Origin of the sequence: Nitrospira sp. MA-1, assembly GCA_032139905.1 — a bacterium.
Classification (GTDB): domain Bacteria; phylum Nitrospirota; class Nitrospiria; order Nitrospirales; family UBA8639; genus Nitrospira_E.
In genome coordinates, this window is sequence record JAQJDB010000007.1 from 1,748,229 (window position 1) to 1,763,252 (window position 15,024).

The 15,024-nt window shown below is 49.8% G+C and carries 10 protein-coding genes and 1 tRNA gene; 4 read left to right on the plus strand and 7 right to left on the minus strand.

The annotated features are described in order from the left end of the window. Positions 1 to 66: 66 nt before the first annotated feature. The 6 genes from PJI16_20740 to PJI16_20765 all read right to left on the minus strand — a co-directional run bounded on the left by PJI16_20740 (position 67) and on the right by PJI16_20765 (position 6,405). Complete coding sequence (locus tag PJI16_20740) at positions 67 to 1,296, minus strand: molybdopterin molybdotransferase MoeA (GenBank protein MDT3779993.1); 1,230 nt, start codon at positions 1,294 to 1,296, stop codon at positions 67 to 69. 219 nt (positions 1,297 to 1,515) lie between these two features. Further along, the gene (locus PJI16_20745; protein ID MDT3779994.1) at positions 1,516 to 2,481 is read right to left on the minus strand and encodes an Mrp/NBP35 family ATP-binding protein; all 966 of its coding nucleotides are present in this window, start codon (positions 2,479 to 2,481) and stop codon (positions 1,516 to 1,518) included. Between the two features lie 66 nt (positions 2,482 to 2,547). Further along, positions 2,548 to 3,027, minus strand: coding sequence for a MogA/MoaB family molybdenum cofactor biosynthesis protein (locus tag PJI16_20750; protein ID MDT3779995.1), 480 nt, complete (start codon positions 3,025 to 3,027; stop codon positions 2,548 to 2,550). Positions 3,028 to 3,051: 24 nt separating this feature from the next. After that, complete coding sequence (gene tatC, locus PJI16_20755; protein MDT3779996.1) at positions 3,052 to 4,008, minus strand: twin-arginine translocase subunit TatC; 957 nt, start codon at positions 4,006 to 4,008, stop codon at positions 3,052 to 3,054. A 63-nt stretch (positions 4,009 to 4,071) separates the two neighbouring features. Next, the gene (locus PJI16_20760) at positions 4,072 to 5,622 is read right to left on the minus strand and encodes a Do family serine endopeptidase (protein MDT3779997.1); all 1,551 of its coding nucleotides are present in this window, start codon (positions 5,620 to 5,622) and stop codon (positions 4,072 to 4,074) included. Positions 5,623 to 6,048: 426 nt separating this feature from the next. Next, a complete protein-coding gene (locus tag PJI16_20765; protein ID MDT3779998.1) occupies positions 6,049 to 6,405 on the minus strand; it encodes a hypothetical protein in 357 nt (118 codons plus the stop codon). Between the two features lie 241 nt (positions 6,406 to 6,646). Between PJI16_20765 and PJI16_20770 the strand changes: the two genes are divergently transcribed. The 3 genes from PJI16_20770 to PJI16_20780 all read left to right on the plus strand — a co-directional run bounded on the left by PJI16_20770 (position 6,647) and on the right by PJI16_20780 (position 9,309). Next, entirely contained in the window at positions 6,647 to 7,600 is a 954-nt protein-coding gene (locus tag PJI16_20770; GenBank protein ID MDT3779999.1) for an alcohol dehydrogenase catalytic domain-containing protein, read from the plus strand. Positions 7,601 to 7,684: 84 nt separating this feature from the next. Continuing rightward, a tRNA-Thr gene (locus tag PJI16_20775) sits at positions 7,685 to 7,760 on the plus strand. A 499-nt stretch (positions 7,761 to 8,259) separates the two neighbouring features. Continuing rightward, the gene (locus PJI16_20780) at positions 8,260 to 9,309 is read left to right on the plus strand and encodes a formylglycine-generating enzyme family protein (GenBank protein MDT3780000.1); all 1,050 of its coding nucleotides are present in this window, start codon (positions 8,260 to 8,262) and stop codon (positions 9,307 to 9,309) included. A gap of 99 nt (positions 9,310 to 9,408) precedes the next feature. Here the strand turns inward: PJI16_20780 and PJI16_20785 are convergent, their stop codons facing one another. Beyond that, positions 9,409 to 10,680, minus strand: a complete 1,272-nt coding sequence (locus PJI16_20785) for a transporter (GenBank protein ID MDT3780001.1) — start codon at positions 10,678 to 10,680, stop codon at positions 9,409 to 9,411. Between the two features lie 633 nt (positions 10,681 to 11,313). Between PJI16_20785 and PJI16_20790 the strand changes: the two genes are divergently transcribed. Continuing rightward, on the plus strand, positions 11,314 to 14,982 hold the full coding sequence (locus PJI16_20790; GenBank protein MDT3780002.1) for an SUMF1/EgtB/PvdO family nonheme iron enzyme: 3,669 nt from the start codon (positions 11,314 to 11,316) through the stop codon (positions 14,980 to 14,982). The last annotated feature ends 42 nt before the right edge of the window (positions 14,983 to 15,024 follow it).

Sequence of the window (15,024 nt, forward strand, 5' to 3'; positions counted from 1 at the left end):
TCCTTCCAGGAGATCGAATAATTACCAATAGGCGACATGAATGATAGATAATAATGCGTATATTGCTTAAAAGTTCCGCGATAATAATTGGACGTTCACTGAATCGCCGGGCTTAAGAGATTCGACGTCTTCCGGTACGTCAATGAATCCATTGGCTTTGACCATTGAGGTGAGTATTCCTGAACCCTGCCCACCGGTCGTCCTGACCGTGAGAACGCCGTTTTCGTGTTGAAGAATGCCACGGAGAAAATGTCGCCGATCCGTATGCTTAGAAAACGATTCTTGAAAAAGTGCCCTGACAACGGGCCGTTCCCACTTTCGATGCCCGCCCATTTTCAACATGGCCGGGCGCACGAGTTGATCAAATGTGACCATGGAAGACACGGGGTTTCCGGGCAAGCCAAATGCGAGTTTCCCTTGGATTTTCCCGAAGGCTACCGGTTGCCCCGGGCGAATCGCCAATTTCCAGAAATTCATGTCTGCTCCGAGTTCCGCAAACACAGGTTTGGTAAAATCATAATCTCCCATAGAGACTCCGCCGGATAACACCAAAATATCACAGGTGAGACCCTGGCGAATTTTGTCTTTTAAGGAATCAGGGTCGTCCTTCGCAATTCCCAAAAGAACAGGTATCCCACCGGATTCCTGGACAGCCGCAGCAATTCCGTAACTATTGGAATTAACGATTTTATGCTCATCAAATGATTCATCCAGATCTGCCAGCTCATCCCCGGTAGAAAGGATAGCCACTCGAGGACGCTGGGACACGAGGACAAACGATTTAGCCAGGATGGCCAACATGCCGATTTCCCCTGAACGCAGTTGGGTCCCTTTCGGAATAATACACTCTCCTTCCGTAACATCTTCCCCTTTAGGCCTGATGTTGGATCCCTGCCCGGCTTCCGCCTTCATGATCCGAACTTTCGTACCTGAAGGCTCGGTGTATTCCACTCGCACAACGGTATCTGCTCCAGCCGGCATAGGAGCTCCGGTCATTATCCGAATCGCTTCCCCTGGACCCACGGTTTTAGTAGCCACTGCCCCTGCCGCGACATCTTCTACAATGTTCAATTCCGGGATGCGCGTGATGGCATAGTCCTGCTTAATGTCAGCCCACCGGACCGCAAAGCCGTCCATCGCCGAATTGTCCCATGGCGGATTGGATCGCGGGGCGAGAATGTCTTCTCCCAAAACCCGACCCAGGGAATCAAGGAGTCCGATTTTTTCACAGCCCAGGGGATGGGCCGCATCCAGGACAGTCTGTTGGGCTAAACCTAGCGAAGTAAGCTGATCCATGTATCTTGCCTAATCATGTGGAAGGTGAATGTGATTCTCTACAAGCGCCTGCACCCCAATCAGAGTCTCGCCACAGTAACGCAAAAATTATTTGCTTATTCATTTATCATGGCGGTCGCTACAAATAATTCAACTCTTGGTCATCCGACTATCCTATGCCGTTCTGATCAAATAGTCAGATCGTTATGAGAACACTTCGCGCCCTGCTTCAGTTGCCGGTTAGGCCTTCTTAAATGGAGCCGGTCTAGCCGATACCTTCACCAGGGAATCTTTCTTCTTACAGAACTCCTCGACTTTGTTCGCAATCCCATGAATAGCGTCAGCCGTGGGAAGATCTGAATGAAACAGAGCATAGGGTTCACCACGATCACATTGAAGAACCATTTCCGGATCCAGTGGCACGCGACCGAGGAAGGGGACACCCATGTCCGCGGCTGAGGCTTCGCCACCACCTTTTCGAAATAACTCAATGGATTGATGGCAGTGGGGACAATCTAAGCCACTCATATTTTCCACGATGCCGATGATAGGAATCTCGCTGTCTCTGGCGAAAGTGACCGATTTTCGAGAGTCTAAGAGAGCCACTTCTTGCGGAGTGGACACAATCACGCATCCCGTGACATCACCAATGAGATCAATCGTCGTCACCGATTCATTCCCGGTCCCGGGCGGAAGATCGATGAGCAGAAAATTGAGGTCTTGCCATTCGACTCCACCCAACAGTTGGTTGATGAATTCAAATTTATAGGCATCCCGCCAAATGATGGGGTCATCGGAGTTTTGCAAAAGAAAGGACATCGAGGCAATTTTCAAATTGTAGGCTTGATGGGGAATAATCCCACCGCCTGTACTGATTTTGAGCTTTTGACCTTCGGCTCCTACCATTTTTGGAATATTGGGACCATGAATATCCATGTCGCAAATCCCTACTTCATATCCTTTAAGTGCCAGACTAATGGCCAGATTCGTCGTCATCGTACTTTTCCCGACCCCGCCTTTATTACTCATCACCAAAATTTTGTAATCGATACGCTCCATCCGTTTTCCAACCAACCAGCGACTATGACCTTCACGGTCCTTTTGACAGGTCTCGGTTTCATCACAGATTGCACAGGCCCACATATAGGTACAGACATCCCCACTCGAACTTGAGGATGGTTGAATCATATTCAGCTCAGTTGCCATGAATCCCTCCACATACATTCAATACGATAATTTTTTGGATAATATAAATTCGACCTTGCGCCAATCTCATTGGGTGGCCACGTTTCCCATTTTCTCCACCATATGCTCTAAAAGCGGTAACACCATATCTAAATTCTCTTGCATGCCTTTTACGCTACCCGGCAAATTTAAAATCAGGGTGGTCCCCCTAATTCCAGCCGTTCCGCGTGAGAGCATGGCGGTCCGAACTTTTTTAAGACTTTCAGCCCTCATGGCTTCTCCGATTCCAGGGATCTCTTTTTCAATCACGTCTCTAGTTGCCTCTGGAGCCCAATCTGTTGGTCGCACCCCCGTTCCCCCAAGAGTCAAAATAACGTGTGGAGCCGTTGTCTCACAAAGTGTGACTAATCGACGAGAAATGGCCTCACGATCATCCGCTAGGACATCATAGGATAAAAGGGTCAATTGGTGGTTCGTCAAGATCCGTTCCAATGGTCTCCGATTTTCATCGTGGCGCTGGCCTGACTGTATCTTGCTACTAATCAAAATGGCAGCTACCCGTATCATCAGAAGTCCCCACCGGCGTAAATTTCATCGAGGACCAGAGTCCGGGACATCGACATATTCCTCGTCCCCTCCAGATCCGGCTCCCACAGGTTGCGGGGCTAATGGGGGACGCCGAACGGTCGGCGGGCCGGAGGCTGGTGCGGGGGCCGCAGCATCCTCACCTTCCGGGCCTTTTTTCTTGCCAAAGACTTGGGCACTGATAATCCCCACTTCATAAAAGAAATACATCGGGATGGCCATAATGCATTGGTTAAATGGATCAGGGGTGGGTGTCAGAATTGCCGCAAAGAGAAAGGAGCCCAGAAATGCCCATTTCCGGTATTTTCGTAATAGAGGAGCATCCACCCACCCTAATTTAGCCATCAAGGTCAGAGCGAGCGGAACCTCAAAAATCAGGCCAAAAACCAACATAAACCAGAGAATAAAACCCACATAATTGGCAATAGATATTTGTGCAATAAATCCAGAAGCCAGCCCATAGGAAATCAAAAAGTGTAACGCGAAGGGCAACACCACAAAAAAACAAAAGGTCAACCCCAGATAAAAGGCCACCGTGCTAATGGCAGTGAAAGGCCCGACAAATCGACGTTCCTGGGCATGCAAGCCAGGAAGAACAAATTGCCAGACTTCCCATAGCCAGTGCGGCGTCGACAAAACCAGCGCACATAATCCGGCGACCTTCACATTTTGCCATAAGGCCTCAGCCGGGGAGAGAAAAACAAAAGGAATTTTTGGCAAATCCGATGGCATCCATTCCCAGGAATCTAAAATGAAATAATTTTGCAGGGGAATCCGTAGCCAGGACACTAGCGTATCCGCATAAAAAAATGTCCCAACAAAGACACAGGCCATGACAATGACTGCCCGTGTGAGCCGCCATTGAAACTCGTGCAAATGCTCCATGACGGGCATTTTTTTGTCTTCCAGTGGCTTGAAGACTTTCTCTTCAAACCAGGAACCCATTTTGCTTTGTTTGGCCATGTTTGTTGTGTATCCCAAAAATCCGAGGGGGGCTCACGCCGCCCCCCTCCGAATTTACATCCCTTATTGAGGATTCACTGCGATAAACAGATTATTGCCTCGCCGGTTGACCAGTAGAACGGCCAACTCATCCTTGGCAATTTTTGACGCAATCTGCTTGAAGTCGTCAATTGTTTTCACACTTCCGCGACTCACTTCTTGAATGACGTCACCGGGTTGAATCCCAGCTGCCTCCACGGCGCTGCCTGATTCAACTTTCGCAACAACCACACCTTTAATGTGTTCCGGAATATTGAATTCACTCCGGTGTTCCCCACTAATCGGTGCGACCGTCATTCCCGACAACACATTATCGAGTTTTTCCATGGCCGGAGCTTTTTCTTCTTCTACCGGACCAGTCTTTGCCAATGCTTGATCGGAGGGCCGCTCGCCCAACTCCAGGGTCAGGATCGTCTCCTTGCCCTCTCGTAACACTTTAATTTCTTTTTTCTTTCCCACCTTCGTTCGAGCCACAATATTACGAAGATGATTCACATCCTTGACGGCTTCTCCTCCGTATTCAAGAATGACATCGCCCCGCTGGAGTCCGGCCCTTGCCGAAGGGCCATCTTCATGCACTTCGCTGATTAACACCCCGCCCTGTCGACCTTCAGGTAATTGGAAAGATTGCGCTAAGGCGGGTGTTAATTCCTGAATGGCCACTCCCATCCATCCTCTTACCACCTTCCCTGTTTCAATCAGACTTGCGGCAATATCCTTGGCAATACTAACTGCGATGGCAAATCCGACTCCTTCGGACCCGCCCGTCCTGGAGAAAATGGCCGTATTGATCCCGATGAGCTCCCCTTTCATATTTACCAGGGCCCCACCGGAATTTCCGGGATTAATGGCGGCATCTGTCTGAATGAAATCTTCATATTCCGTAATACCGACACTACCTCGCCCCAGGGCACTGATAATTCCCAAAGACACCGTATTGCGTAATCCAAATGGACTCCCAAGGGCCAGGACCACATCTCCAACACGAAGGGATTCATATTCTCCCCAGGCCACTGAAGGAAGAGGGCCATTTTCAAGTTTGACTTTAATGACCGCTAAATCAGTCTTTGGATCGGTTCCCACAACTGTTGCTGACATCTCTCGTCCATCATGAAAGGACACTTTGATATCGCTTGCATCCTCCACAACGTGGTTATTCGTCAAAATATATCCGCGAGAATCAATAATCACTCCAGACCCCGCACTCATTCCTGGAGGGCCGCCGGGACCGCCACCCGGAGGGCCGCCGCCTGGAGGGCCACCGGGACCACCACCGGGAGGGCCGCCGCCTGGAGGGCCACCAAACGGCCCGGGAGGTAAGCCTCTGGATGGTCCACCTCCACCACCAGTCACTGCCACATTGACAACTGCGGGACCGACCTTTTCAACAATTTCTGAAAAACCTTCAATAAACGCTCCGGGTATAGCCGCTTGCGTCTGGGCGGGAACCAACCACCCATTTCCAAAAAATCCACCTACCATCCCCAGTCCTAAAAATAAAGAAAGAACCCCCCATGGAGGGGCAATTCGAAACGGCCGGGCAGCGCCAGCAAACCACCGTGACATGTGCATCATCCCGATCTCCTGTTCAAAAAATTTAATAGAAACGGAGTGAATAGGAAAATTTCTATCTCACAACCCTTCGCATTCTCAAGAAATTCCCCAAGACAGTTCGCCTCACTTCGTATAACCGTTTGATTCTACAATAATTGTTTTCCCACGTTCAAAGTCAAATCCCCAGTTTTTTCTGGCACTCGTACACCTCTCTGACTGACAGAGTCTCATCCATCTTGTCAAGGCTTTTGCTTTAATGAAGAATATAAGCGCCCTTCGAAGACCTAAACACCTTCAGAACTGGCTATATGGATTGATGAAAATGCAAAAATTCGTCATTCTCATGAGCGTAACACCGGCGAAAATACCGCACGAGAATTAAAAAGAACGAAGTAGTTGAAGTGGAGGCTCGATCGAATGATAAGTGGTTACATGAGGCAGGAGGAACTACCCGGTAATATCCAAGAGGGAGCCAAATATTTTGTCCTGAATTCTGGTACTGGCGATATTAGCTTCTATGAGATTCACCGCTTGCAGATTGGAAATAATTTCTTTCCCTAGATCGACATTAGATCCTTCCCGCAGACTGATCGAATCTACACTTGAGAGAAATTGTGGGCCAGGGCGTTCATCTGTTTGCAAAGTGACCCTCACCCCATTACCGGCTGACGATTCTACAGGAAGAGCACGGATACGTTTAAAACTTTCTGTTTGTGCATTGGCAGTATTATGGGCGCCAACGCTGAGTATTCTTCCTCCAGTTTGAATTCCAGATAGTGCAGAGGCCATACCGGCAATCATCATTGTTCTCCTTCTGTTTCGACAGGCATCCCACAGTCCTCCCGACACCTTCACGTTATCGACCAAAGTCCAGAAACCTTTCCTGACAAGACGGAAGATGTTTCATCAAACTGAAGGAGAAATAGCTATCCATACCGGGGAAATTCGTCTTACTGAAATATTCATAGAAATTGCTGAAGAGTGCCAGCATTTTTGTTATGTTCCTATTGTGTCCATGATCTAGGCAATTTCATGAAGGAACCGTATGCGGGGACTAGTTTTTCATCAGAGGCTTCAATTTCAAGCAGACCTTCCCATTCCCCCGCGACCACATGGGGAAGCCAGAATCAGGGTCATCCAAGCCGGAATTTGCTCCACTGATCTACAGCTGATGAAAGGGTATATGAGCTTTGAAGGTGTCTTGGGGCATGAATTTGTCGGGATAGTCGATGAGGCTCCGGATACCGCATTGATTGGGAAACGAGTTGTGGGAGAGATCAATGCCGCTTGTCGCGCTTGTGAAACCTGCACCAATAGACATCCCACTCATTGTCCTCATCGCACCACCTTAGGAATCCAGGGTCGAGATGGCGCCTTTGCCGATTTCCTGACCCTGCCTGTTGAAAACCTTTTTGTTGTGCCTGATTCTATTTCCGATGACCAGGCCGTCTTTATTGAACCCCTGGCCGCAGCCTGTGAAATTCCCCAATTAGTCTCAATTAAACCAACAGACCGGGTGGTTGTCATCGGAGATGGGAAGTTAGGGATCCTGTGCGCACAAGTTCTTGTGTTATCAGGATGCGCAGTCACCCTGTTGGGTCGCCATTCAGACCATGACGCGTGGCTCACCCACATGGGAATCAGAATAACCTCCCACCTCACTGATATTTCTCGAGGCGCAGATATGATTGTGGAGGCCACTGGAAGCCCCGAAGGGCTTTCCACAGCCATGCAATTGATTCGGCCAAGGGGAACACTTGTCCTCAAATCCACGTATCACGGAAATGTGTCTGTGAATATGGCGGATTTTGTTATTCAGGAAATATCCTTAATTGGATCTCGTTGCGGTCCTTTCCCTCCGGCCATCCGCTTACTGGAAACAAGTCACATCCGGGTCGACCCGCTCATCCATGCCCGTTATCCACTTTTTGATGGCGTTCTGGCCATGGAAAAAGCGGACCAGAGTGGCATACGAAAAGTCATGCTGCAAATGAACTGAAGCAGGGTTGGTTGGAAAATTTTTTATGTATTCATGCTGGTTGATTGCTTCATCCTTTGGTATGATGGTCCTTATATTCGCCGAGCTGGCGTAGCTCAATCGGTAGAGCAGCGGTTTTGTAAACCGCAGGTCGGAGGTTCAATTCCTCTCGCCAGCTCCACACAACATACGTTTCTCAAGATTCGGCAGAGGTGCAAAAGTACCGGTATCAAAGAAGCACCCGCACTCCTATCCTGGTAAAGACTCCATTAGTCTCTTCAGCCCTTTTCCAACGCGCTAAGCCCGACACAAGGGTTCAAAGTATTCTGATGTGTCAGAAACTGACACTTACCTCCTGATCCTCGAAAGTCAGGATAAACAACCTCATTCCTCTAATAATCTAGGAATTTAACCTTTTATCAAAATTTGCGGGACCGCCCTTGTGTAATGCGTATTAAATTTTTACATTAAGAAACAAAGCTTTCGTTCAGGGGGCTATCTGTTAAAATACGGTGAAATGAGGATCGTCTTTTTAAAAAATTATAAAATACGGCTTCAGGCTTTAACGGAGAAACTGGTCATTTCGTGACAGCATTGACCGGAAAATCGCAGAAGAATAAGAACCGTCCCTATAGGCGACTTAAATCTGTTCGCATGTGTATGCTCAGATTGCGCACACCATGAACGACGAAAACCAATCAACCCTACCTGCGGAAAAATCTTCCACCCCCCAGGCTGATCACACAAAGCCTGACCGTCCCGGACGACAAACGTATCCAGTCGGAACATCTTCGCCTAAGGGCCGAGCGCCAAGCCTGAACCCACACGAATCCTCACATGCAGAAACCGTGTCCATGCTGAAGAAACAATACCAGCTTGCAAAGCGTCAGAAACAATGGCTGAAGATAACAGGGCTCATGGGGGTGCTCGTTATGCTATTGGGTGGGTTAGGCACATGGTTAGCGGAGGAGAATAAGGATTTTAAAATGGCCATACTGAGAGTCGTCTCTCCGGTGGTGAGCATCCATCTGGACCCTGAAATGGTTGCAATTCCTGCCGGAACATTTCAACAGGGTGATAGCCGGGGGGAGGATACATTAAGCGAGCACCCGCTACGAAAGGTCCATATCAAAAAATTTGCTTTGGGGCGATTCGAGGTCACATTCGAAGAATATGACCGGTTCGCCATGGCGACAGATCGGGCGTTTCCTGGAGATGAGGGGTGGGGACGTGAAAAGCGCCCGGTCATTAATGTCTCGTGGGAAGATGCTCGCGATTATGCCAAATGGTTATCGGAGGGAACCGGCCTTCGCTATCGACTTCCAACAGAATCCGAGTGGGAATACGCTGCCAAAAATAGAGCAGAAGACGAAATTTGGGCGGGAACCTCAGAACAAGAACAACTTGGTACTTATGCCTGGTTCAACACAAACAGTACTGGAAGAACGCAGCCGGTTGGAACCCGACAAGCCAACGGTCTCGGGCTTCAGGACATGAGTGGAAATGTATGGGAGTGGGTCCAGGACTGCTGGCATGACGACTATCACCGTGCCCCAACAAATGGTTTGGCCTGGTTAGAGGCGAATAACGGACGATGTGGAACACGAGTGAGGCGAGGCGGTGGCTGGACTAACGATCCCATATCCTTGCGTTCTTCGTTTCGAAATGGATACAACGCCGACTCGCGAAGTATCCAGATCGGGTTTCGCCTTGCACAAGATATCGATTAGCACTTCGATTCTCCCATATTCCTATTTTCTTCCAAATCCCTTCCTGTCCTAAAGCATCCTTATAAAAGGCAGCAGCCAAAGGGGTGACGATTCAATACCTTAGAACGTTCCTCCAAGTCCCAATGTCCAGACCGCATCCGGCCGGAGGCCTTCATTTTTATTGAGGGGAAGCTGGACTGCTGCCTGAAGCAACGTATTGGGATAAGGGGCCCATTTTAACCCGGGAGCCAAGTCCACAATGTCCTTTCCACTTTTATCCTTATCATCCAATTCATGACGGCCCAGAAGATCAAGGGAGAAAGCAAAAACCGGAATGGGAGCTAGATCAAACCCTGCCACATAGGTAAAAAGATTCAGTTCGGATTTGTTGTTGACCAGCACAAAACCCGTGTTCATATGAGGCCCAATCATTCCGATCGGGGATGAATAATATTTAGAAGCCACAGCCAACCCTTCAAATTTGTATTCTCCAACTCCCATGAAGTTATCTTCATTTCCCGTTGGAAAAGAAACGCCCCCACGTACCCCCAAATCGGGTAAGATTTCATGATTTTTCAGAAAATTATATTTGGTTCGAAGAAGGACGTCCCCGATCCCGGTTTTATTCCCCGAAGAACTGTCTTTTGAAGGGTCTCCCGTGCCGGGTGCCGTTCCATTGATCACATAAATACCACTACAATTTCCACCTTGAGTACAAGGAACGCCGTTGGCATCAAGCATGGTCGCCTTCGACTTTGCTTTGATCTGGTTATTGATGAGAGGAACCAAAAGGTTGACATCCCAATTATCCGTCAGCCCATATGTGCCAAAAAATCCCACAAAATTGGTGATCACTTTGACGTCCAGGTTAACTTGTAACAGCTCATCTAATCCTGGGGCATTCGGCGGAGTTCCAGGCCCGGCGGTAGGAGAGACATCTTCACTGAGAGAAGACAGTTTCTGTCCATTAAATTTTTTGTAATTGGCGTTTGACCAAACGACCTGGAAATCAAATCTTCCTTTACCCAATGTGTCAGCCCGTTCCGCAAAAAGTGGTCCGAGGCTTTTGGTAACTTCGACAGGCACTCCACGCTCAACATCAAACCGATACGCCGCCACCGTTGAGTTCACCGCAAATTGCCCTGTTTGTGCACCGATGCCATTGGTCAGTTCATTAAAGGAATTAAACACCGAATTACCGAAATCATTGGAACGGTTGCCTGCAAAATTTGGATCTGTTTGAAACCCATTACCCCCATAAAGATCAGGAATCACATCCTTTAATTCTTTACCATGAGTGACGGATGGACTGATGACGAGCATTGCCAACAAAAAGAAACAGGCCAACGGCTGAATTCGTCTACAAGAGTGCTGCATGAGCCAATAGGTCATTTTTGCTCCTCATAAATTAGAATAAACCCAAAGAGGCTTCCCGAACGATCCCGAACAAAGGATTTGGCACAATTGCCCGAGCACAGTTATCGACTTTAACTATGGGTTTGGGGGATGGTACGCTCAACACCACAGGTCCAAAAGGAGGGTTTTAATTCACTCCCTCATTCAGCTTATGTGGCTATCAGATGGATTCATATCCAAAAAACGCGATGTTGCCGAAGTAGGGAAAACCAGGCGATCGTATAAACTCTTTCCCATGAAGTCAATGCATATTTCCCAGGGGCACCGGCTCTACCTTTCCCCCATTAGACATAGTGGCCTCTTTTTGGGAAAAAGACCGTCAGGCTGCATGGAGAAACAAAACGTCACTTAAATTTTGACCAGACATAAAGGCAACACTCGCATCTCTGACGCAAGACCCAGTAAACTGGTCTCAAGAACTGACAACGCCACAAGACCACTATTAGTCCTGCTACACATTCTTCCAATTCTTGACCCTATGGTGATCTGACGCAACGAGATCGAGAGTCCTTGAGAAAATCTGAGAAAAAAAGAGAGTTGGCTATTGTCTATTTCATTCTGAGATTTTTCTTGAATAAAATACACATGCGTCACAGGAGCCGGTGCCCCGTGTCTGATTCCGTTTTATATAGTTCCATTCCGAGGAGAGGATTCCTTGCCCATCCCCGCTTCTTTCTCCTCTCTTTCTTGGTATTTGCCCTGATCACATTGTTCCTCCCGGTACAGGCGCAGGCAGATCCACGAAGTAATGCGGTGAACGGAAAAACTCCTGCCCAATATATAGCCGAGACTCAGGGAAACGCCTGGGCTGTCATCATAGGAATTGATAAATATCTGAATCTCGCCGGTCTGGCCTATGCGGTCGATGATGCGAAATCCGTGGCCCGTATGCTCGAGGGGCAGGGATTTAAGGTCACATCACTGTACAACACTCAAGCCACCAGAACGGCAATTCTTCGCGAGTTGCGCCAGAACCTTCTTACCCGGGTACAAAAAAATGATCGGGTCCTTATCTTTTTTGCGGGTCATATTGGAGAAACTCCAGGCAAGGACAAGCAACAACCGGTTGGCTACATGATGCCCGTCGATACCGAACCTGGCCTTCTTCCAGACACGGCAATCAGCGTGGAGATTCTTCGTGAACTGTCTGAGGCCCTTCCGGCAAAACAGGTCTTATTTCTCATTGATATTTGTTATGGAGGCATTGCCGGCCGGAATCAGCGTTCGTTTCCCCCAATGACCGGCCATTATCTGGAGATGATTACCAGTGAACCTGCCCGCCAATTGATAACCGCAGGCGGAACCGGGCAACAAGCCTTAGCCGGACCGAAGTGGAAACATAGTGTGTTCACCTATTATCTTCTGGAAGGCATCGGGAAAGGCCGTGGGGATCTGAACGGCGATGGCATCATTCCCACATCCGAACTCTTCACCTTTCTCGATGAGCATGTGCAATCGGCAGCTCTCACCCATAAACATGCGCAAAGACCGGAAATGTGGGGGTTAAGTCCGGATAAGGGAGAATTTGTGTTTATTCCCGAAAAAAAATCCTCCGGGCCTCAAATTGCGAATAGCCCAAATCGCCAAGGAGGTTCAAGCAATCCTGTTCCAGGGACGATCGAGACAATTGTCGGACTCTTAAAGAGTTTTGGAAATCCCCTGGATGTCTTCAATAACAAGGTACCATCCGGAAAGAGTGAGCAAGCTCAAAAACAAAAATCCTTGGCAGAAGAGGCGGCCACGTTAGAGGCAGAACGGGAAAAATTTGAACTACAGGCTCTCCAAACGTTGAAGGAACAGCGACAGCGAGAGAAAGATCTTCAAGCGCAACTGGCCGAAGCCCAGCGCCTGGCGGCCGAGGAAGAGCGGCGGAGGGTGGCTGCCGAACAGGCCCGCCAGGAACAAGCGGCCCTGTTGGCTCAACAACAAGCTGAATTAAAGGCCGAACAAGCCAGGGTGGCCGAAGAAGAGGAACAAAGAAGAAAAAAATTGGCGGAACAGGAACGAACGCGTCTGGCCCAACTGGCCGAAGCCAAACGACTGGCGGCCGAGGAAGAGCGGCGGAGGGTGGCTGCCGAACAGGCCCGCCAGGAAAAGGAGACCCTCCTTGCTCAACAAGAAGCCGCGTTAGAAGCCCAACAGGCCAGGGTGGCCGCGGAGGAAGAACAACGCCAACTGGCCTTAGCGCAACTTGCCGAAGCTAAACGAGTGGCTGCCGAAGAGGAACGGCGACGGGTGGACGCGGAAAAGGCCCGTCATGAACAAGCCATCCTCTTAGCTCAACGACAGGCCGAATTAGAAGCCCAACAAGCCAAGCTGGCGGCTGAGGAGGAACGACGCAAACAACTCTTGGCACAACAGGAACGAGAACTTCAAACTCAACTGGCCATAGCCCAGCGAATGGTAGCAGAAGAGGAACGACGGCGAGCGGAAGCCGAACAAGCCAGACTGGCCGAGGTGGAAGAGAGACGAAAACAAGCCTTGGCGCAACAAGAACTCACACGTCAAGCTCAACTGGCTGAAGCCCGACGAATGGCCGAGGAACAGGCCAGAATTGAGGCCGAGGAACAGCGGCGCAAAGAAGCGTTGGCCCAACGAGAACTCACGCGTCAAATGCAACTGGCTGAAGCCCGACGAATGGCCGAAGAACAGCGACGCCAGGAGGCCTTGGCCAAACAGGAACAAATACGCCAGGCTCAACTGGCCGAGGCCCAACGAATGGCGGCCGAAGAACAGGAACGCAAGGAAGCTTTGGCCAGGCAGGAACAAACCCGCCAGGCTCAACTGGCCGAAGCCCAACGAATGGCGGCCGAAGAACAGGAACGCAAGGTGGCTTTGGCCAGGCAGGAACAAACCCGCCAGGCCCAACTGGCCGAAGCCCAACGAATGGCGGCCGAACAAGCTCGTCTGAAGGAAGAAGCCGCATTGAAAGCCGAACAAGCACGACTCGCCGCCGAGGAGCAAGAACGCAGGCAAGCCGCAGAAGCGCGTCGCTTGGCAGCTCTGGAAGAAGAGCGGGAACGAGTCGCTCGACTGAAGGAAGAGGCCGCCTTGAATGCCAGAAAGGCCCGACTCGCCGCCGAGGAAGAACAACGACAGGAAGCCGCGGAGGCGCGTCGCCTGGCAGCTCTGGAAGAAGAGCGACGACGAGTCGCTGCGGAAAAGGAGCGTAAGGAACTAGAGGCGAAAATTGCGCAACCACAAATTGTTCCAAATGGTGAAAACAATCCGTCAGCGACCCCTGAAAGATCGCCATCAACTGGGACCGTTCCCGCTTTCACTTCCCCCACCACTCCTCCTGTGGTTGATTCACCCCCGAACGAGAGTTCCGGGTTTTTCGGATTTTTTGAGAATATGTTCAAGAAGTCTCCTGACTCACAGCCAGTGACCAGCGATCAACCGATCGAATCTCAACCTGAGGCTGTCCTTGAAGCACGGCTACATCCACAGGATTTACCGGATACCGTTCAGTCCGCCCTGTCAGGCAAGAAGGCCGACCCCATGATCTTGATTCCCGCAGGAGAATTTAGGATGGGAAGTACCGAGGACCAAATTTCTGGCTTTCTGAAAGATTTTGCAGGAGTCCAGTTCAATGCCTTTCAAGCAGAAATTCCTCAACGTCAGGTGAGCCTCAATGCCTATTATATTGATCAATATGAGGTCAGCTATCGCCGCTACCGTGAATTTCTTGAATCCACAGGTCGGGACGCCCCCGCATTCTGGGAGAATGAACGATTTCACCAACCAGACCATCCGGTCCTCGGAGTGACATGGTATGATGCGACGGCCTATTGCACCTGGTCGGGTAAACGCCTTCCCACCGAGGCAGAATGGGAACTGGCTGCCAGAGGACCTCAAGACTATGTCTACCCTTGGGGAAATACGTGGGATCCTCAACGAACCAACACAGCGGATTATTGGGCAGGGAAACCATTTGTATCCATTGCAAAATGGGCTGATTGGATGCAAACGGCTTTGGATCGAGGAAAAGCCGGCCCGTTAGAAGTTGGAACCTTCTCGAATGGAGTCAGCCCATTTGGTGTTCATGATATGGCTGGAAATGTATCAGAGTGGGTCTTCGACTGGTATTCACCCTATGACAGTCAACCAAGCCTCGCCCACAATCCCAGCGGACCGGACTCCGGGTCCATGAAAGTGCATCGTGGAGGATCCTGGAGTGTGAGTTCGATTTTTGCCCGGTCAACCTATCGGGCGCGAGAAAATCCTGAAAAGAAAAGTCCTTACATTGGCATGCGGTGCGCCAAGTCCTATCAGTAACTTCTTCAATCCATTCTCAGATCCTACTCAATAGTCCATTTT

Bases quoted from the DNA above. Each gene is read 5' to 3' on its own strand.
- PJI16_20740 (MDT3779993.1), bottom strand. From the start codon at position 1,296: ATGGATCAGCTTACTTCGCTAGGTTTAGCCCAACAGACTGTCCTGGAT.
- PJI16_20745 (MDT3779994.1), bottom strand. From the start codon at position 2,481: ATGGCAACTGAGCTGAATATGATTCAACCATCCTCAAGTTCGAGTGGG.
- PJI16_20750 (MDT3779995.1), bottom strand. From the start codon at position 3,027: ATGATACGGGTAGCTGCCATTTTGATTAGTAGCAAGATACAGTCAGGC.
- tatC (MDT3779996.1), bottom strand. From the start codon at position 4,008: ATGGCCAAACAAAGCAAAATGGGTTCCTGGTTTGAAGAGAAAGTCTTC.
- PJI16_20760 (MDT3779997.1), bottom strand. From the start codon at position 5,622: ATGATGCACATGTCACGGTGGTTTGCTGGCGCTGCCCGGCCGTTTCGA.
- PJI16_20765 (MDT3779998.1), bottom strand. From the start codon at position 6,405: ATGATGATTGCCGGTATGGCCTCTGCACTATCTGGAATTCAAACTGGA.
- PJI16_20770 (MDT3779999.1), top strand. From the start codon at position 6,647: ATGCGGGGACTAGTTTTTCATCAGAGGCTTCAATTTCAAGCAGACCTT.
- PJI16_20780 (MDT3780000.1), top strand. From the start codon at position 8,260: ATGAACGACGAAAACCAATCAACCCTACCTGCGGAAAAATCTTCCACC.
- PJI16_20785 (MDT3780001.1), bottom strand. From the start codon at position 10,680: ATGACCTATTGGCTCATGCAGCACTCTTGTAGACGAATTCAGCCGTTG.